We start from the raw sequence: 17739 nt of genomic DNA on the forward strand, positions 1-17739 counted from the left end.
CGCACGATGCATCTGCTGCGCACCACGCCGGGCGGCTTCGTCGACGATACGCAGGGTGTCGTCCGGATCGACCAGCAGCCGGCCGACATCGTGATCCTGAGCTCGGCCGACACGACGCTGTCGCTGCTGGCCAGCGTCGTGCCGAGGCTGCCGGCCGGCTTTCCGAGCGTGCGGCTCGCGAACGTCACGTTCCTGCGGCAGCCGGCGTCGGTCGATTTCTATGTCGACGACGTGCTGCGTCACGCGAAGACGGTCGTGATCGATCATCTGGGCGGCGAAGCGTACTGGCCGTACGGGATCGAACAGGCCGTGTCGCTCGCGTCGAAACGCAGGCAGCAGCTCGCGATGTTCTCGGGCGACCTGCAGGAAGATCCGAACCTCGTCGCGAAGAGCACGGTCGCACCCGACCTGTGCCGGTTGTGGTGGCGCTATCTGCGCGAAGGCGGGATGCACAACGCCGAAGCGTTGCTGCGCAGCATAGCGTTCCATACGCTCGGGGTCGGCGACGAACCCGAGCTGCCGCGCCCGCTGCCGGCCGCCGCGCTGTATCACCCGGCGCGCGACCCGGCGAGCGTCGACGACTGGCGTCCGCGCTGGACGCCCGGCGCGCCCGTCGTCGCGATCCTGTTCTATCGCGCGCACTGGCAGGCCGCGAACACCGCCGTGTTCGACGCGCTGGCCGATGCGCTCGTGCGCGAAGGGCTCAATCCGCTGCCGATCGCGGTCACGTCATTGAAGGATGCCGTGAGCCGCGAGGTCATCACGCGGCTGTGCGACACGCACGGTGTCGCGCTCGTGCTGAACACCACGGCCTTCGCGGCCGGCGCGATCGACAGCCCCGAGCCCGACGTGCTCGCCGGCGACGCGCCGGTGCTGCAGGTGATCCTGTCCGGCGGCAACCGCGACGCGTGGGTCGCCGACAACCAGGGGCTGCACGCGCGCGACATCGCGATGCACATCGCGTTGCCCGAAGTCGACGGGCGCATCGTCACCCGCGCGGTGAGCTTCAAGGGGCTGGCGTATCGTTGTCCGCACACCGAGGTCGACGTCGTGCGCTACCAGCCGGACGCCGAGCGGATCGCGTTCGTCGCGGCGCTCGCGCGCGGCTGGTGCCGGCTGCGCACGCTCGACCCTGCCGACAAGCGCATCGCGCTGATCCTCGCGAACTATCCGCAAAGCGAAGGGCGGATCGGCAACGGCGTCGGGCTCGACACGCCGGCGTCCGCGCTGCGCGTGCTGGCGGCGCTGCGCGACGCGGGCTATAGCGTGGCCGATCTGCCGGCCGACGGCGACGCGCTGATCGCGCGGCTCACCGAAGGCGTGACCAACGACCCGGCCGTGCGCGCATTGCGCCCGGCGTTCCAGAGTTTCGCGCTGGCCGATTACATTGCGCGTTTCGCGCGGCTGCCGGCCGCCGTGCGCGACGCGCTGAACGCACGCTGGGGCCCGCCCGAAGCCGATCCGACGCTGCGGCAGGGGCGCTTCACGATCGCCGGCTGGCGCGCGGGCAACGTGTTCGTCGGCATCCAGCCGTCGCGTTCGCGCGGCGAGAACGACTATGCGAGCTACCACGACGCGGATCTCGTGCCGCCGCACGCGTACCTCGCGTTCTATTTCTGGCTGCGCGATGCGTTCGGCATCGACGCGGTCATCCACCTCGGCAAGCACGGCAACCTCGAATGGCTGCCGGGCAAGAGCGTCGCGCTGTCCGACGCGTGCTGGCCCGACCTGACGCTCGGGCCGCTGCCGCACCTGTATCCGTTCATCGTCAACGATCCGGGCGAGGGCAGCCAGGCGAAGCGCCGCGCGCAGGCGGTGATCATCGATCACCTGATGCCGCCGCTCACGCGCGCGGAAAACTACGGCCCGCTGCAGGATCTCGAACGGCAGGTCGACGAATACTACGAGGCGCTGATGGTCGATGCGCGGCGCGCGAAGCTGCTGCGCAAGACGATCCTCGCGACGATCGCCGAACACCGGCTGCACGACGAACTGAGCGTGTCGCCGCCGCGCGATGCGGGCGACGAAGATGCGCTGCTGACGCGCGTCGACGCGTGGCTGTGCGAATTGAAGGAAGCGCAGATTCGCGACGGGCTGCATGTGTTCGGCGCGTCGCCGGCCGACCGTCAGCGCCGCGACACGCTGCTCGCGCTCGCGCGCTTTCCGGTCGGCGACGGCAAGGGCGAACGTGCGGGGCTGATCGGCGCGCTCGCGCGCGATCTCGCGCTCGGCGACGATTTCGATCCGCTCGCGGCCGACTGGGCCGCGCCGTGGACGGGCCCGCGGCCGGCCGTGCTGCAGGCGCTCGACACATCGCCGTGGCGCCATGCGGGCGACACGCGCGAGCGGCTCGAACGGCTCGCGCAGCAGTGGCTCGACGGCGTGTGCGCGGCCGGCACGTCCGGCGCTTCCGGGATCGGCACGACGCCGCCCGGCGACTGGCCGCACACGCTCGCCGTCATCGAACGCGTGCGCGCGACGCTGATGCCCGCGCTCGACGCGTGCGGCGGCGAGGAACTGCGCCAGCTGCTGCGCGGGCTCGACGGCCGCTTCGTGCCGCCGGGGCCGAGCGGCTCGCCGTCGCGTGGCCGCCCCGACGTGCTGCCTACGGGCCGCAACTTCTATTCGGTCGATACGCGCGCGGTGCCGACGCAGGCCGCGTGGTCGCTCGGGCTGAAATCCGCGCAGCAGCTCATCGAACGTCATCTGCAGGATCACGGCGACTATCCGCGCGCGATCGGGCTGTCGGTCTGGGGAACGGCCACGATGCGCACCGGCGGCGACGACGTCGCGCAGGCGTTCGCGCTCCTCGGCGTGCGGCCGAAATGGGCGCACGGCAGCCATCGCGTGACCGACTTCGAGATCCTGCCGATCGAGATCTTCGACCGGCCGCGCATCGACGTGACGCTGCGCGTGTCCGGCTTCTTCCGCGACGCGTTCCCGAACCTGATGCACCTGTTCGACGCAGCCGTGCAGGCCGTGGCCGCGCTCGACGAACCCGAGGAACTGAACCCGATCCGCGCGCGCGTCGAGCGCGAACGCGCAACGTGGATCGAGCGGGGCGTGGCGCCGGACGAAGCGCGACGCCGTGCCGGCTGGCGCGTGTTCGGCGCACGGCCGGGCAGCTACGGCGCCGGCCTGCAGGACCTGATCGACCGGCGCCGCTGGCAGAGCGACGCCGATCTCGCCGATGCGTACCGCCAGTGGGGCGGCCACGCATACGCGCAGAACAGCGCGGGCGAGTCCGCGCCCGACGTGTTCGGCGAGCGGCTCGCGACGATCGACGTGGTCGTGCAGAACCAGGACAGCCGCGAACACGACATCCTCGATTCGAACGACTACTACCAGTTCCAGGGCGGGATGACGGCGGCCGTGCGGCACCTGTCCGGGCAGCAGCCGAGCATCTACCACGGCGACCATGCGAACCCGGCCGCGCCGAAGATGCGCACGCTGCGCGAGGAAATCGCGCGCGTGATCCGCTCGCGCGTCGTCAATCCGAAATGGCTCGACGGCGTCAAGCGCCACGGCTACAAGGGCGCGGCCGAAATGGCCGCGACCGTCGACTACCTGTACGGCTACGACGCGACCGCGCGCGTGCTGTCGGACCACCAGTACGCGCTCGTCGCCGACGCGTACCTGTTCGACGACGACACGCGCGCGTTCCTCGAACGCCACAACCCGAAGGCGCTGCACGGCATCTGCGAACGCTTCGTCGAAGCGATGCAGCGCGGGCTGTGGCAGCAGCCGGGCGACTATCGCGAGCGGATCGAAGCGGTCTGGCTCGACAGCGAACAACTTCAGGAAGGAGGACGGCGATGACCGATCCGACGACGCAGCACGCACGCGCGGTATTCCCGTTCGCGGCGCTGGTCGCGCAGCAACCGCTGCAGCAGGCGCTGCTGCTCGCGGCGATCGACCCGTCGCTCGGCGGCGTGCTCGTCAGCGGGCCGCGCGGCACCGCGAAATCGACCGCCGCACGCGCGCTCGCCGAACTGCTGCCCGAAGGGGCATTCGTCACGCTGCCGCTGTCGGCGAGCGACGAGCAGGTCACGGGCACGCTCGATCTCGCGCATGCGCTCGCCGAAAACGGCGTGCGCTTCCGGCCGGGCCTGCTCGCGCGCGCGCATCGCGGCGTGCTGTACGTCGACGAGGTGAACCTGCTCGCCGACGGGCTCGTCGATACGCTGCTCGACGTCGCCGCGAGCGGCGTGAACGTGGTCGAGCGCGATGGCGTGTCGCATGCGCACGACGCGCGCTTCGTGCTGGTCGGCACGATGAACCCCGAGGAAGGCGAACTGCGCCCGCAATTGCTCGACCGCTTCGGGCTGATGGTCGAACTCGCGAACTGCTTCGACGCCGCGCAGCGCGAGCAGATCGTGAAGGCGCGCCTCGCGTTCGATCTCGATCCGGATGCGTTTCGCGCACGTCACGCGACTGCACAGCGCGACCTCCGCGACCGCATCCACGCGGCGCGGGCAAAGTTGCCGACGCTGGATTTCGACGATGCGGTTCACGCGCGCGTCAGCGCGCTGTGCATCGACGCGGCCGTCGACGGCCTGCGCGCCGACCTCGTGATGCTGCGCGCCGCGCGCGCGCTCGCGGCGCTGGAACAGGCCGACGCGGTGACGGTGTCCCATGTCGAACGCGTGGCCGACGCGGTGCTGCGGCATCGGCGTCATGCGGGTGCGCCGCCGTCGTCGGGCGCGTCGCAGTCGAATGCAGAGGGCGGCGGCGACCACGACGACCCTGCGCCGCCGGACCTGCACCGGCAGCCCGATCATCGACCGGGCGCGGCACGAAACGATGCAACGGCGTCGCAAGGCGACTGGGGCTACCTGCCGCCCGAGCCCGCCGGACTGCGCGACGTGAAAGGCGTGGTGCCGCTGCCGCTAAAAAAACGCTGAGCCATCGAGCCGACGCCGCCGCGAACACCGTTCGCGGTCCTCGATGGCTGCCAGGCGCTGCCGCGCGCGTGCCGGGTACGGTGCGTGCCGGCACGGCCGTTGCATGGCCGGCGACGCTCGCCGCGAAGCGCGGCGGCCCGCTGCACGCCGACCACCTGCGTTTTCGCAAGCAGGCCGGCACGCCGCGCGCACTCCATTGCTTCGTGCTCGATTGTTCGGCGTCGATGCTGTCGCACGAACGGCTCGCGCTCGCGAAAGGGCTGATCGTCGCGTACTTCGACCAGGCCGCGCGCGACCGCGTGGCAACCGCGCTGATCTGTTTCGGCGGCAACGGCGCCGCGCGGCGCTTCGGCCCGGCCGTGCCGCGCTGGTGGAATGCGCGCTGGCTCGAGCCGGTGGACGGCGGCGGCGGCACGCCGCTTGCGGACGGCATCGCCGCCGCCGCACACTTGCTCGCCGGCGCCGCACGGCGCACGCCGGACCAGCAGCGCTGGCTGTGGGTGCTGTCCGACGGGCGCACGCGCGAAACACCGCCGAAACCGGCGGCCGCCGATCACGTCGTGTTCGTCGATTTCGACGATGCAGCGGTGCGGATCGGGCAGGGCAGGCGGCTCGCCGATGCATGGGGCGCGCAATGGATGACGGCCGCGTCGCTGTGCCCAGGGCTGGCCGGCTGATCCGGTGATCGGGCGCGCGGGCCGGGCGGGTCGATTGCCGGCGCTGCGCTATGATCGCCGTTTCTACTCACCGGAATGCCTGCCATGCAAGTACTCGTCGATGCCGACGCGTGTCCCGCCGTCATCAAGGACATGCTGTTTCGCGCCGCGCGTCGTGCCGAGATCTGCGTGACGCTGGTCGCGAACCAGTTCCTGCGCACGCCGCCGTCGCCGTTCATCAAGGCGCTGCAGGTGCCGGCCGGCTTCGACGTGGCCGATGCGCGGATCGTCGAGCTCGCGGCAGCCGGCGATCTCGTGATCACCGCCGACATCCCGCTGGCCGCCGCCGTCCTCGACAAGGGCGCGCATGCGCTCGACCCGCGCGGCAACTGGTTCAGCCGCGAGAACATCGAGGAGCGCCTGTCGACGCGCGCGATGATGGATCAGCTGCGCAGCGCGGGCATCGATACGGGCGGGCCGGCCCCGTTCAGCGCACGCGACGGCAAGGCGTTCGCGTCGCAGCTCGACCGGTTCCTGGCACGCCACGGCAAGCCCTGACCCATCAGGCCCCACGGGTCGGTCGTGCGATACGCCACCGGTTTCGCGTCGAACCGTCCGCTACGGCAGAATACGGATGCTGCCCCGGCATCGATGTCGTGGCGCGAACGACCCACCGGAGGGCATGGATGTCACCGACTCAACTTCTCGTTCCAACGTTCACCCAGATGCTGCGCGCGCAATCCGCGTGGCTCGACAAGGCCGTGGCGCACCGGCAGGCCGCCGGCGACGCGCCCGATGCGGTGCTCGCACTGAAGCTCGCACCCGACATGTATCCGCTTGCGGCGCAGGTGCGGTTCTCGTGTTTCCAGGCGATGGAACCCGTCTACCGGCTGCGCGGCGAACCGCTGCCGGACGCGCTGCTGGCGTTGCGGGAAGCCGGCTGGCATGCCGATGCGCAGCCCGGCACGCTGGGCGACGCGCAGGGCATCCTAGCCGGCACGATCGCGTTCCTGGGCGAACTCGCGCCCGACGCCCTCGACGGTGGCGCCACGCTGCCGATCGCGCTCGCACTGCCGAACGGCATCGCGTTCGACATGACGGGCGAGCAGTACGTGCGCGACTGGGCGCTGCCGCAGTTCTATTTTCATTCGATTGCGGCGTACGCGATCCTGCGCCATCACGGCGTCGAGCTCGGCAAGGCCGACTACGTGCCGCACATGCTGGCCTACGTGCGGCCCGGCACGATTCCGCAGGGTTGAACGGTCGAGCGGACGAACCCGCCGCTGCGCACCGGCATGACACGCGCCCTGTTCATCTGCAGCCGCAATCGGCTGCGCAGCCCGACGGCCGAGGCGGTGTTCGCCGCGTGGCCGGGCGTCGAAACCGACTCCGCGGGCCTCGCGCCCGACGCGGAAACGCGTCTGTCCGCGGAACAGCTCGAATGGGCCGAAATCGTGTTCGTGATGGAACGCGCGCACCAGGCGAAGCTGCACGCCCGATTCGGCGCATGGCTGAAGCACAAGAAGATCGTCTGTCTCGACATCCCCGATCGCTACGCCTACATGCAGCCCGAACTGGTCGCACTGCTCGAGCGCAAGGCCGGGCCATTGCTGCGCGCGTGAGCCGCGCGGGCCGGTTCAGCGCGAGCGAGGCGGCCCGTCCGCGAGCGCGGAAAAGCGGTCGAGGTGCAGCAGCTCGATGATCTTGCGGGTCGGCACGCTCGCACGCAGCGTCTCCAGCCGCTCGACGTCGAACCACTTGCAGCGCGCGATCTCGTTGCTCGCGCGTGGCGTCAGGTGTTTCGGCACGTCGGCCACGAACACGTGATGGAGCTTCGTGAGGCCGCCGAATTGCACCGCGTAGTCGAGCGCGAGCCCCTCCAGCCGCGTTTCCTCCGCCAGTTCCCGCTGCGCGGCCTCGAGCGGCGTCTCGCCGCGCCGGATCGTGCCGCCCGGCAGCGACCAGCGCGCCGCGGTACGGGCGACCAGCAGCACGCTGCTGCGCTGGCGGCACACGATCGTGGCGCGTTCCTTGATGCTGACGACGGTATCCGGCCCGGTATTCATGTTCGGCAAAACAAAACTGGTGCTCAATCGTGAAGGGAAATGCACGTCGGCCGATCGCCGGGCACGACGGCATGCAAGCCGCCGCGCCGATCATACCGGCCGTTCGTGACAGTTCCGTGCGTTGCCGCGCACAACGCGGATCACCTCACGCGTGCGTGTCGATCCCCGCGCGCGGCGGCTTTCCGGACCGCCCGTGGCGCTGCTTGTGGACGGCACGCCGGTGGTGATGCGGCGGCGTCACGTGCGGGCGCACCGGCGCGGGTCGTGCCACCGGCGCGGCCGCCCGCGGCTGTAATTGTCCCTCGCCAAAATGGAAGGTCTGGGTTTGCGCGCGGGCGACGCCCAGCGTCGACGCCAGCAGGATGGCCGCGAGCAGCATGCGTTTCATGAAATCTCCGTCTTTCTTCAGTTGAGCACCGTCCGCCAGCTTAGCGAATCGCGGCCCGGCGCGGCAACCGGCCGGCGTTCGGTGGCGTCCCCACTTGCGGCCGGCCGCGTTCTCGGCGCGGCCGCCGGGGCATCTCCTGCTTGACAATGAAATTCTCGAGTGTGAATATAAATTCACGCACAAGAATTATTCTTCGAGTCCGGACAACCGTGCCGCTGCTGTCGGCCCGGCGGAACCGGCCGTCCGATCAACCGGAAGCAGGAGCGAGACGCATGGCGGAACTGAAGCAGCAGGGCGCGTTGGCGGGGTTGCGCATCATCGATCTGTCGCGGGTGCTGGGCGGCCCGTACGCGACGCAGATCCTCGCCGACCACGGCGCGGAGGTGATCAAGGTCGAACCGCCGTCGGGCGACGAGACGCGCACCTGGGGGCCGCCGTTCGACGGCGACACGGCGTCGTATTTCCTCGGCGTGAACCGCAACAAGCTCGGCATCGCGCTCGACCTGACGCAGCCGGCGGATCGCGAGCGGCTGCTCGGCCTGCTCGAGCACGCCGATGCGCTGGTCGAGAACTTCAAGATCGGCACGATGGAGCGCTGGGGCCTCGGCTTCGACACGCTGCACGCGCGCTTTCCGCGCCTCGTCCATTGCCGCGTCTCGGGCTTCGGCGCGGACGGCCCGCTCGGCGGCCTGCCCGGCTACGACGCGGCCGTGCAGGCGCTGGCCGGGCTGATGAGCGTGAACGGCGAGGCGGGCGGCGCGCCGCTGCGCGTCGGCGTGCCGATCGTCGATCTCGTCACCGGGATGAACGCGGCGCTCGGCGTGCTGATGGCGCTGCGCGAACGCGATGCGAGCGGGCGCGGCCAGTTCGTCGAAGCGACGCTGTTCGACTGCGCGCTGTCGATCCTGCATCCGCATACGCCGAATTTCTTCCATTCCGGGAAGGCGCCGGCGCGCACCGGCAACGCGCATCCGAACATCACGCCGTACGACAGTTTTCCGACCGCGAGCGTCGACATCTTTCTCGCGGTCGGCAACAACGGGCAGTTCGCCGCGCTGTGCGACGTGCTCGGCACGCGCGACTGGCCCGCCGATCCGCGCTTCGCCGACAACCGCGCGCGCAGCGCGAACCGCGCCGCGTTGCGCGCGCTGCTCGAAACGGCGCTGGCCGCGCACGACGGCGCGGCGCTCGCCGAGCAGCTGATGCGCCGCGGCGTGCCGTGCGCGCCGGTGCTCGGGCTCGATGCGGCGCTCGACCATCCGCACGTCGCGCATCGGCAGATGAAGGTCGAACTGGGCCGGCATCGCGGCATCGCGTCGCCGATCAAGCTCGGCCGCACACCGGCCACGTACCGGCGGCCGCCGCCGGCGCTGAACGAACACGCGGCACAGGTGTTTGCCGAGGATGCATGCGACGCCGGCCACGGCAACGACGCCAACGACAACGCCGGCCGCACGCGCCGAAACTGACACGCGTGGCGGCCGGCGGCCGTGCGAAGGCGCCCGACGCCGCCGCACGCCCGCACGCCGCTTCGGACATCGCGCCGCACCGCGCCCGACGCGCGCCGGCGCCAGAGGAGACACATCATGCTCGCATGGATCGGCGCGATCGCGATCGTCGCGCTGTTCGGCCTGATCATCACGAAGCGGCTGTCGCCGCTCGTCGCACTGATCGTCGTGCCGGTGGCCGCGTCGCTCGCGGCCGGCTTCGGACTCTCGACCGGCACGTTCATCGTGCGCGGCGTGCAGAACATCGGCCCGATCGCCGGGATGTTCGTTTTTGCGATTCTATTTTTCGGAATCCTCACCGATGCGGGGATGCTCGACCCGATCATCGCGGGCGTGCTGCGCGTGATCGGCTGCCATCCGCCGCGCATCGTGACGGGCTCGGCGCTGCTCGCGCTGCTGATCCACCTGGACGGCTCGGGCGCCGTCACGTTTCTCGTCACGCTGCCCGCGATGATGCCGCTCTATACGCGGCTCGGCATGGACCGGCGGATTCTCGCGTGCGTCGCGTCGATGGCGGCCGGGGTCAACTTCCTGCCGTGGGTCGGGCCGATGCTGCGCGCGTCGGCGGCCTTGCACATTCCCGGCTCGGCGATCTTCATGCCGATGATCCCGGTGCAGATCGTCGGGCTCGCGTTCGTGTTCGGCACCGCCTACGTGCTCGGCGTGCGCGAGGCCAAGCGGCTCGGGCTCGATCGCGCCGGCGCGGCGTCGCTCGCGGTCGCGCCGCGCGAGCTGACCGACGCCGAGCGCGCGTTGCGCCGGCCCGGCCGCTTCCGGATCAACCTGGCGCTGACGCTCGTCGTGCTCGGCACGCTGGTGTCGGGCATCGTCGACCCGATGGTGATGTTCATGCTCGGCACGGTCGCCGCGCTCGTCATCAACTATCCGGACGTGCAGGCGCAGCGCGAGCGGATCGACGCGCACGCGAAGGCCGCGCTGATGATGGCGAGCGTGCTGCTCGCGGCCGGCGCGTTCACCGGGATCATGTCCGGCACCGGGATGCTGAAGGCGATGGCCGAGGTCGTCGTCGCGCACGTGCCGGTCGAGCATGCGCGCCACATGCCGTTCGTGCTCGGCCTGCTGTCGATGCCGCTCAGCCTGCTGTTCGATCCCGATTCGTTCTACTTCGGCGTGCTGCCGGTGCTCGCGGAAAGCGCGAAGCTGCTCGGCGTACCGCCGATCCAGATGGCGCAGGCCGCGCTGCTCGGCCAGATGACCACCGGGTTCCCGGTCAGTCCGCTCACGCCCGCGACGTTCCTGATCGTCGGCCTGACCGGCGTCGAGCTGGCCGAGCACCAGAAGTTCACGATCCCGTTCCTGTTCGCCGCCACCGTGCTGATGGTCTTCGCCGCGGTCGTGGCGGGCGTGTTTCCGTTGTGAGCGTCCGCATGCCTGTCGCACCGCGCCGGCCGCCACCGACGCGCCTCGAAGCCCGGTGTCGTCTCGAGCGCGGCGCGGCCGTTCACGTTTTCCTGGAGAGCAATCCATGCAGTTCGACCTGACCGACGACCAGCGCGCGATCGAAAGCGCGATCGAGAAAATCTGCGAACGCTTCGGCGACGATTACTGGCTCGAGCGCGATCGCGCGGGCGGATTTCCGTCCGACTTTCACGCGGCGCTCGCCGAGGCCGGCTGGCTCGGCATCGCGATGGATCCGGCCCACGGCGGCGCCGGGCTCGGGATGACCGAGGCCGCGCTGATGATGCGCACAATCAGCGCGTCGGGCGCCGGCCTGTCGGGTGCCTCGGCCGTCCACATGAATATCTTCGGGCTGAACCCGGTGCAGGTGTTCGGCAACGACGCGCAGAAGGCGCGCTTCCTGCCGCCGCTGATCGCCGGGCGCGACAAGGCCTGCTTCGCGGTGACCGAGCCCGACGCCGGCCTCGACACGACGCACCTGAGCACGCAGGCGCGCCGCGACGGCGACCACTACGTGCTGAGCGGACGCAAGATCTGGATCTCGACCGCGCAGGTCGCGAACAAGATGCTGATCATCGCGCGCACGACGCCGCTCGACCAGGTCGCGAAGCCGACCGACGGCTTGAGCCTGTTCTACACCGACCTCGACCGTTCGCGCGTCGAGGTGCGCGAGATCGAGAAAATGGGCCGCAAGGCCGTCGATTCGAACATGCTGTTCATCGACAACCTGCGCGTGCCGCGCGACGACCTGATCGGCAACGAAGGCGACGGCTTTCGCTACCTGCTGCACGGGCTGAACCCCGAGCGGATCCTGATCGCCGCCGAGGCGATCGGCCTCGGTCAGGCCGCGCTGCGACGCGCGACGCAGTATGCGTGCGAGCGCGTCGTGTTCGGCCGGCCGATCGGGCAGAACCAGTCGATCCAGCATCCGCTCGCGCAGGCGTGGATGCAGCTCGAGGCCGCGTGGCTGATGGTGATGAAGGCCGCGACGCGCTACGACGCGGGGCAGCCGTGCGGCGCGGAGGCGAACGCCGCGAAGTACCTCGGCGCGGAAGCCGCGTTCCAGGCGTGCCAGACGGCGATCGCGACGCACGGCGGGATGGGCTATGCGAAGGAATACCATGTCGAGCGCTACCTGCGCGAGTGTATGATTCCGAGGCTCGCGCCCGTGAGTCCGCAACTGATCCTGTGCTACATCGCGGAGAAGGTGCTCGGGCTGCCGAAGTCGTACTGACACGCGGCGGCTCGCCCGGCGCGCGTTTCCCGTTCCGAATCAAGCGCTCGTCATGGACGTCAAACTCGTTGCCCGCACGCTCGATCTCTTCGAGCTGTTCGCCGCCGAACGGCGGCCGCTGCCGCTCACCGAACTCGCGCGCCTGCTCAACGTGCCGGCGTCGAGCTGCCTGGCGATGGCGCGCACGCTCGTGAGCCGCGGCTATCTGTACGAGGTGCGCAAGCGCGGCGGCTACTATCCGACGCGGCGCCTGCAGACGATCGCCGCGGCGATCGACGCGACCGATCCCGTCGTCGACATCGTGCATCCGCATCTCGTCGCGCTGCGCGACGCGAGCCGCGAGACGGCCGTGCTCGGCAAGATCCAGGGCGCGTCGGTCACGTATCTCGACGTCGTCGAGTCGGAGCAGGCGATCCGCTATACGCGCCAGCCGGGCGAGCTGCGCCCGCTGCATGCGAACTCGATCGGCAAGGCGATCTTCGCGGAACTCGCGAGCGATGCGCGGCAGGCGCTCGGCGCGCAGTTGTCGTTCGAGCGCTTCACCGATGCGACGGTGGCCGACCTGCCGGCGCTCGTCGCGCAAACCGCGCGGTTTCGCGAACTCGGCTGGGCCGAGAACTTCGGCGAGAGCGCGCCCGAGCTGTCGGCGATCGCGGTCGCGCTGACGCTCGACGGCGACTGGTACGGGCTGTCGGTCGTCGGGCCGACCGAGCGGATCCGCCAGCATCGCGACACGCATGCAGCGCTGCTGGTCGATGCGAAGGCGCGGCTGCTGGCCGAGCAGGCGCGCGGCTAGCAAAGGCCGCGAAGCGGGGCGGAGTGGCTGCTTCGCTTCGCGTCCCGTTCACCGCGATGCAGGATAGCGACCGGGAACGGCCGCATCGCATCACGTGCCGGTACGCCGCTCGCCGTCGAGCGCCCCGAAGGTCGCTGCGAACGCGTACGGCTGCTGCGCGATATCCGGGCAGCTCGACGCCCGAACCACGCCACCGCCCCGGCCAGCAAGGCTGGACTGTGGCTCAATCCGCATCAAAGTTCAGCGATACCAGCGCGGCGTATACACCCACTCACGCCCGTCGCCGATCGCGAAACGCCGCGTCGTCGACGAACCGACGATCACCATCGTGCGCATGTCGACCTGATCGCTGCGCAGCGCGCCGAGCGTCGTCGTCGCGAGCGTCGCGCCGGGCCGGCCGATGTCGCGGCCGAGCACGACGACCGTATCGGCCGCGCGGTGCGCGCGCACCGCATCGAGCGCACGATCGAGCTGCCACGGCCGAGCACGCGAGATCGGGTTGTAGAACGCCATCACCAGATCGGCTTGCGCCGCGTGCCGCAGGCGCGTCTCGATCACGTCCCACGGCTTCAGGTTGTCCGACAGCGAGATCGCGCAGAAATCGTGGCCGAGCGGCGCGCCGGCTTGCGCGGCGGTCGCGAGCGATGCCGATACGCCGGGTTCGATGCGCAGTTCGACCGCGGCCCAGCGCGGATCGCGCGCTTCGTCGAGGGCTTCGAGCACGGCCGCGGCCATCGCGAACACGCCCGGATCGCCCGACGAGACGACCGCGACGCGCCGGCCCTCGGCCGCCAGTTCGAACGCATGACGCGCGCGCTGCATTTCCTCGCGATTGTCGGTGCCGTGCACGCGCTGCTCTGCGCGGAACGGGCCGGCCATCGTCACGTAGGTCGTATAGCCGAGGATATCGGTGGCGTCCGCGAGCGCGCTGCGCGCCGCTGGCGTGAGCCATGCAGCGTCGCCGGGGCCGAGGCCGAGCACCGTCAGGCGGCCGCGTGCACGGCCGAGCGTGGCGGGGTCGACGGGCTCGGCAGCGACCGCGCACGCGAGGCCATCGGTCGCTGCGCGCAGCGTATGCGCGACGCGCAACGTGCGGGCGAGCAGGGTGGCGGCAGCGGAGTTGCCAGCGCGGACCTTATCGCCTTCGCCATCACCATCGCCTTCGCTATCACCATCGACTTCAACTTCGACATCGCCTTCGGCAAAGCGCAGCGGCACGTCCAGCGTCCGTGCGGCGGCTTCGACCCGCGCATCGCCGAGCAACGTCGCCGGTGCGACGAGCGCGGCAAGCGCCAGCCGCGCGAGGCCGTGCGCGTCGAGCAGCGCGTCGATGCGTTCGGCAAGCGACGGCGCCGCATCGGCCCGCACGCCGCGCGCATCGACGCCGACCACCACGCTGCGCGGATGGATCACGAGTTCGTCGCGCGCGCCGCGCCACGCATCGGGCGTCACGCGGATCGCATGCGCGGCCGCGTCGTCGCGCGGCAGCGCGACGTCGTCGAGCCACGGCGCCGCGCCGTCGACGCGCGTGGCCGCGCCCGCGAGCAGGTCGGACACGAAGCGCTTGCCTTGCTGGAGATCGGCGAGCGCATAGCCGTCGGGCGGATTGAGCACGCACGCGCCGAAACGCAGCTCGCCGCTCGTAGTGATCGCCGGCGCGACGCCGAGGCATGCGGCGATTTCGCGCGCGATCACGTTGACGCCCGTCAGCCCGCCGAGCAGCGGCACGACGGCTGACCCGTCTTCCGCGACCGCGAGCACCGGCGGTTCGACACCCTTGTCGGCGAGTGCCGGCGCGACGCAACGGATCACGATGCCGGCCGCGCACAGCGCGACGATCGGCAAGCCGCGCGCGTAGAGTTCGCGCAGGTGCGCGCCGAGTTCGTCGAACGGCACGTCGGCCTCGACGCGCGACGCGAGCCCGTGCACGGCGGCCCCCGGATAACGCGCCTGGATGCGCCGCGCGGTATCGAGCGCGCCCGCGCCGAGAATCACGATCGCGGGCGGGGTCGTCATCCTTGCCATTTTTCCCCCGGGACGACGAGCAGCGAGAAATACGGCGACGCCATCGGATCGACTTCGTCGAGCGGCACGATGCGCTGGGCCGCCATCGTCGCGCGCTCGACGTACAGCGCGCGCTTCGCGAGCCCCAGTTCGTCGAGCACGCGCCGCACCTTGTCGAAGTTGCGGCCGAGCTTCATCACGACGGCCGCGTCGGCCTGCGCGAGCCGCGCGCGCAATTCGTCCTCCGGCAGCACGCCGGACAGCACCGACAGGCTCTGGTTGCGATAGACGAGCGGCTGGCCGAGCACGGCCGTGCCGCCGAGCATCGCGCACACGCCCGGGATCACTTCGGTGTCGTAGCGCGGCGCGAGGCGATCGTGCAGGTACATGTACGACCCGTAGAAGAACGGGTCGCCTTCGCAGATCACCGCGACGTCGCGCCCGGCGTCGAGATGCGACGCGACGATCTCGGCCGCCGTGTCGTAGAAGTCGGCGATCACGGTCTCGTAGCAAAGCGGCGGCGCCAGCGCCTCGGTCGTCACCGGATAGACGAGCGGCAATTGCGTCTGCGCGTCGCGCAGGTGCGCCTCGACGATTCCGTACGCATTGCCCTTCTTGCCCTTCGCGACGAAATACGCGACCACCGGCGCGGCCTGCAGCACGCGCAGCGCCTTGATCGTCATCAGTTCAGGATCGCCGGGGCCGACGCCGACCCCGAACAGGCGTCCGCGCGGGGCCGTCATTCGGCCTCCGTCGCGAGTGCGTTGACCGCGGCGGCCGCCATCGCGCTGCCGCCGCGCCGGCCGAGCAGCGCGACGTACGGCACGCCGCGGCTGTCGGCGTCGAGAGCCGCCTTCGATTCGGCCGCGCCGATGAAGCCGACCGGAAAGCCGAGGATCAGCGCGGGGCGCGGCGCACCGGCGTCGATCATGTCGAGCAGGTGGAACAGCGCGGTCGGCGCATTGCCGATCACGACGACGCTGCCGGCCAGATGCGGGCGCCACAGTTCGAGCGCCGCGGCCGAGCGTGTGTTGCCGAGATGCCGCGCGAGGTCGGGCACTTCCGGTTCGCCGAGCGTGCAGATCACGCGATTGCCGGCCGGCAGCCGCGCGCGCGTGATGCCTTCGGCAACCATCTTCGCGTCGCACAGGATCGGCGCGCCGGCCGCGAGCGCCGTACGGCCCGCCGTGCCGGCGCCGGCCGAGAAGCGCAGGTCGTAGGTGACATCGACCATCCCGCACGCGTGGATCACGCGCACCGCGAGTTTCTCGAGATCGGGCGGAACCTGCGACAGGTCGGCCTCGGCGCGGATCGTCGCGAACGACTGGCGGTAGATTTCCTGCCCGTCGCGAATGTAGTCAAGCATCGGTGGTGTCCTGGCTGTGGCGCGCGCCCGTCAGTCGGGCCGCGGCCTGGTCAATCGTCAGATGGCGCGCGAGCGGGGCGCCGAGGCCCGCGGCGGCGTCGCGCCGGTAAAGGTCGTAGCGCGCGGGCGCGACCGCGACGAGCGTATGCGTCGCGGGGTGCGGCAGCGCACAGTGGCGCTCGCAGCCGGTCAGGTGCACGTCGACCGGATGGCCGACGCGCGCGGCCAGCGCGAGCGCATCGCGTTTCGTATCGGCGCGCGACTTCGCGCAGCCCGCGCTGCCGGTGCAGGCGACCAGCGCCGCCAGCGGGTCGGATGTCGTGCACACGAGCCCGAGCGACGCGAGCGCGTCGAGCACGGCCGGCGCACGTTCGTGCCGCACGCCGTGCACGAACACGCCTTGCCACGGCGTCATCGACAGTGTGCCGTCGCCGTCGGCGTCGGCCAGTGCCGCGAGCCGTTCCAGTTGCGACGCGTCGAGCCGGCCGAGCACGAACTGCGCGCCGACGCTGCAGCGATCCGCGTCGCGCGACGGCTGTGCGCCGAAACGCAGCGCGGCATCCGCTTGCGTGCGCCGCCAGCCGGCCAGTGCCGGATCGGCTTCGAGCGGGAACGGTACGTAATGCTGCGCACGCTCGCGCAACGCGCGTGCGCCGCCGGTCGCGAGCCACGCGCGCATCCGCGTGACGTCGGCCGGCGCGAGATCGAGGAACGCCAGCAGCAACGCGCGGACGAGCGCGACGGTCTGGTCCGGCGCCACGTCGAACGCGGCGGGCGGATCGCCGGGCGCGACCGGCGGACAGCCGGCCAGGCCCGCGGCGATGCGGACCGCGCCGTCGCCGCGACGCCACGCGGCGAGCCAGATGTCGTGCGGATGATCGAGCGCCGCGACCGATTCGCCGCCGTCGAGCTGGATCGAGAATTTCGGCGACAGTTCGCCGCGGCGCGGCTCGTGCGTCAGCATGTCGAGCAGCGCAAGCGCGAGTGTGCGGCTGTCGAGCAGCGCGTCGGGATCGCGCCCCGCAAGCGGGCTGAGCATCAGGTTGCGGACGTCGTCGCTTGCGGCAAGCGCGGCGCGGTCGTCAGCGGCCTCGCCCGCGTTGATGCGTGGGCCCAGGCCCGCGTCGAGCAACGCGTCGACCAACGTATCGGCCGTGCCGTCGCGAATGCCGCGCAACTGGAGATTCGCGCGATTGGTCGCGTCGATCGCGCCGGAGCCGCAGGCACGCGCGACGGCGGCGATCGCGCGCGCCTGCCGCGCGTCGAGCCGGCCGCCCGGCAGCTTGATCCGGCACAGCCCGCCGTCGGCGGCCGCGACGACGCGCACGAGCCCCGGGCAAGCCGAAGGGCGCACGACGGGCGAAGCAGGATTCGAATCGGGGGCGGATCTCAACGGGA

At 70.9% G+C, this 17739-nt stretch carries 16 protein-coding genes; 10 read left to right on the top strand and 6 right to left on the bottom strand.

What is annotated here, in order from left to right:
* The first annotated feature begins 6 nt into the window (after positions 1-6).
* The 6 genes from cobN to U4Z64_RS24185 all read left to right on the top strand — a co-directional run bounded on the left by cobN (position 7) and on the right by U4Z64_RS24185 (position 7182).
* Positions 7-3819 carry a cobaltochelatase subunit CobN gene (cobN, locus tag U4Z64_RS24160; protein WP_321821295.1) on the top strand — a complete coding sequence of 1271 codons (3813 nt, stop codon included), beginning with the start codon at positions 7-9 and terminating at the stop codon, positions 3817-3819.
* Positions 3816-4904 carry an ATP-binding protein gene (locus tag U4Z64_RS24165; RefSeq protein WP_321821296.1) on the top strand — a complete coding sequence of 363 codons (1089 nt, stop codon included), beginning with the start codon at positions 3816-3818 and terminating at the stop codon, positions 4902-4904. Before cobN ends, U4Z64_RS24165 begins: the two co-directional genes overlap by 4 nt.
* Positions 4905-4972: 68 nt before the next feature.
* Positions 4973-5581, top strand: coding sequence for a vWA domain-containing protein (locus U4Z64_RS24170; RefSeq protein WP_321799596.1), 609 nt, complete (start codon positions 4973-4975; stop codon positions 5579-5581).
* An 84-nt stretch (positions 5582-5665) separates the two neighbouring features.
* The gene (locus U4Z64_RS24175) at positions 5666-6118 is read left to right on the top strand and encodes a YaiI/YqxD family protein (protein WP_044843557.1); all 453 of its coding nucleotides are present in this window, start codon (positions 5666-5668) and stop codon (positions 6116-6118) included.
* A 128-nt stretch (positions 6119-6246) separates the two neighbouring features.
* Positions 6247-6819, top strand: a complete 573-nt coding sequence (locus tag U4Z64_RS24180) for a DUF1993 domain-containing protein (RefSeq protein WP_321821297.1) — start codon at positions 6247-6249, stop codon at positions 6817-6819.
* A 36-nt stretch (positions 6820-6855) separates the two neighbouring features.
* Entirely contained in the window at positions 6856-7182 is a 327-nt protein-coding gene (locus U4Z64_RS24185) for a low molecular weight protein tyrosine phosphatase family protein (RefSeq protein ID WP_321799593.1), read from the top strand.
* A gap of 15 nt (positions 7183-7197) precedes the next feature.
* Here U4Z64_RS24185 and U4Z64_RS24190 read toward each other — a convergent pair whose 3' ends face one another.
* A complete protein-coding gene (locus U4Z64_RS24190; RefSeq protein WP_044843626.1) occupies positions 7198-7626 on the bottom strand; it encodes an NUDIX hydrolase in 429 nt (142 codons plus the stop codon).
* A gap of 145 nt (positions 7627-7771) precedes the next feature.
* Positions 7772-8014: a hypothetical protein gene (locus U4Z64_RS24195; RefSeq protein ID WP_321799590.1), complete on the bottom strand. Its 243-nt coding sequence runs from the start codon at positions 8012-8014 to the stop codon at positions 7772-7774.
* 272 nt (positions 8015-8286) lie between these two features.
* Between U4Z64_RS24195 and U4Z64_RS24200 the strand changes: the two genes are divergently transcribed.
* The 4 genes from U4Z64_RS24200 to U4Z64_RS24215 all read left to right on the top strand — a co-directional run bounded on the left by U4Z64_RS24200 (position 8287) and on the right by U4Z64_RS24215 (position 12971).
* Positions 8287-9483, top strand: a complete 1197-nt coding sequence (locus tag U4Z64_RS24200) for a CoA transferase (RefSeq protein WP_321821298.1) — start codon at positions 8287-8289, stop codon at positions 9481-9483.
* A gap of 117 nt (positions 9484-9600) precedes the next feature.
* Positions 9601-10902 carry a CitMHS family transporter gene (locus U4Z64_RS24205; RefSeq protein WP_257773201.1) on the top strand — a complete coding sequence of 434 codons (1302 nt, stop codon included), beginning with the start codon at positions 9601-9603 and terminating at the stop codon, positions 10900-10902.
* 106 nt (positions 10903-11008) lie between these two features.
* The gene (locus tag U4Z64_RS24210) at positions 11009-12175 is read left to right on the top strand and encodes an acyl-CoA dehydrogenase family protein (protein WP_321821299.1); all 1167 of its coding nucleotides are present in this window, start codon (positions 11009-11011) and stop codon (positions 12173-12175) included.
* A gap of 52 nt (positions 12176-12227) precedes the next feature.
* The gene (locus U4Z64_RS24215; RefSeq protein ID WP_321821300.1) at positions 12228-12971 is read left to right on the top strand and encodes an IclR family transcriptional regulator; all 744 of its coding nucleotides are present in this window, start codon (positions 12228-12230) and stop codon (positions 12969-12971) included.
* 240 nt (positions 12972-13211) lie between these two features.
* On the opposite strand, the gene cobJ is transcribed toward U4Z64_RS24215, so the two are convergent.
* From cobJ to cobG, 4 genes are read right to left on the bottom strand one after another with little or no spacing between them, the layout of a single operon-like run.
* Positions 13212-14987: a precorrin-3B C(17)-methyltransferase gene (gene cobJ / locus U4Z64_RS24220; protein ID WP_321821301.1), complete on the bottom strand. Its 1776-nt coding sequence runs from the start codon at positions 14985-14987 to the stop codon at positions 13212-13214.
* Positions 14984-15718, bottom strand: a complete 735-nt coding sequence (locus tag U4Z64_RS24225) for a precorrin-2 C(20)-methyltransferase (RefSeq protein ID WP_044843548.1) — start codon at positions 15716-15718, stop codon at positions 14984-14986. The genes cobJ and U4Z64_RS24225 overlap by 4 nt, the downstream gene beginning before the upstream one ends.
* Complete coding sequence (locus tag U4Z64_RS24230) at positions 15715-16341, bottom strand: precorrin-8X methylmutase (RefSeq protein ID WP_124570491.1); 627 nt, start codon at positions 16339-16341, stop codon at positions 15715-15717. Before U4Z64_RS24230 ends, U4Z64_RS24225 begins: the two co-directional genes overlap by 4 nt.
* Positions 16334-17695: a precorrin-3B synthase gene (cobG, locus tag U4Z64_RS24235; RefSeq protein WP_321821331.1), complete on the bottom strand. Its 1362-nt coding sequence runs from the start codon at positions 17693-17695 to the stop codon at positions 16334-16336. Before cobG ends, U4Z64_RS24230 begins: the two co-directional genes overlap by 8 nt.
* Positions 17696-17739 lie beyond the last annotated feature (44 nt).

Origin of the sequence: Burkholderia sp. BCC1996 (assembly GCF_905339955.1) — a bacterium.
Taxonomy (GTDB): domain Bacteria; phylum Pseudomonadota; class Gammaproteobacteria; order Burkholderiales; family Burkholderiaceae; genus Burkholderia.

Bases quoted from the DNA above. Each gene is read 5' to 3' on its own strand.
- cobN (WP_321821295.1), top strand. From the start codon at position 7: ATGCATCTGCTGCGCACCACGCCGGGCGGCTTCGTCGACGATACGCAG.
- U4Z64_RS24165 (WP_321821296.1), top strand. From the start codon at position 3,816: ATGACCGATCCGACGACGCAGCACGCACGCGCGGTATTCCCGTTCGCG.
- U4Z64_RS24175 (WP_044843557.1), top strand. From the start codon at position 5,666: ATGCAAGTACTCGTCGATGCCGACGCGTGTCCCGCCGTCATCAAGGAC.
- U4Z64_RS24180 (WP_321821297.1), top strand. From the start codon at position 6,247: ATGTCACCGACTCAACTTCTCGTTCCAACGTTCACCCAGATGCTGCGC.
- U4Z64_RS24185 (WP_321799593.1), top strand. From the start codon at position 6,856: ATGACACGCGCCCTGTTCATCTGCAGCCGCAATCGGCTGCGCAGCCCG.
- U4Z64_RS24190 (WP_044843626.1), bottom strand. From the start codon at position 7,626: ATGAATACCGGGCCGGATACCGTCGTCAGCATCAAGGAACGCGCCACG.
- U4Z64_RS24195 (WP_321799590.1), bottom strand. From the start codon at position 8,014: ATGAAACGCATGCTGCTCGCGGCCATCCTGCTGGCGTCGACGCTGGGC.
- U4Z64_RS24200 (WP_321821298.1), top strand. From the start codon at position 8,287: ATGGCGGAACTGAAGCAGCAGGGCGCGTTGGCGGGGTTGCGCATCATC.
- U4Z64_RS24205 (WP_257773201.1), top strand. From the start codon at position 9,601: ATGCTCGCATGGATCGGCGCGATCGCGATCGTCGCGCTGTTCGGCCTG.
- U4Z64_RS24210 (WP_321821299.1), top strand. From the start codon at position 11,009: ATGCAGTTCGACCTGACCGACGACCAGCGCGCGATCGAAAGCGCGATC.
- U4Z64_RS24215 (WP_321821300.1), top strand. From the start codon at position 12,228: ATGGACGTCAAACTCGTTGCCCGCACGCTCGATCTCTTCGAGCTGTTC.
- cobJ (WP_321821301.1), bottom strand. From the start codon at position 14,987: ATGACGACCCCGCCCGCGATCGTGATTCTCGGCGCGGGCGCGCTCGAT.
- U4Z64_RS24225 (WP_044843548.1), bottom strand. From the start codon at position 15,718: ATGACGGCCCCGCGCGGACGCCTGTTCGGGGTCGGCGTCGGCCCCGGC.
- U4Z64_RS24230 (WP_124570491.1), bottom strand. From the start codon at position 16,341: ATGCTTGACTACATTCGCGACGGGCAGGAAATCTACCGCCAGTCGTTC.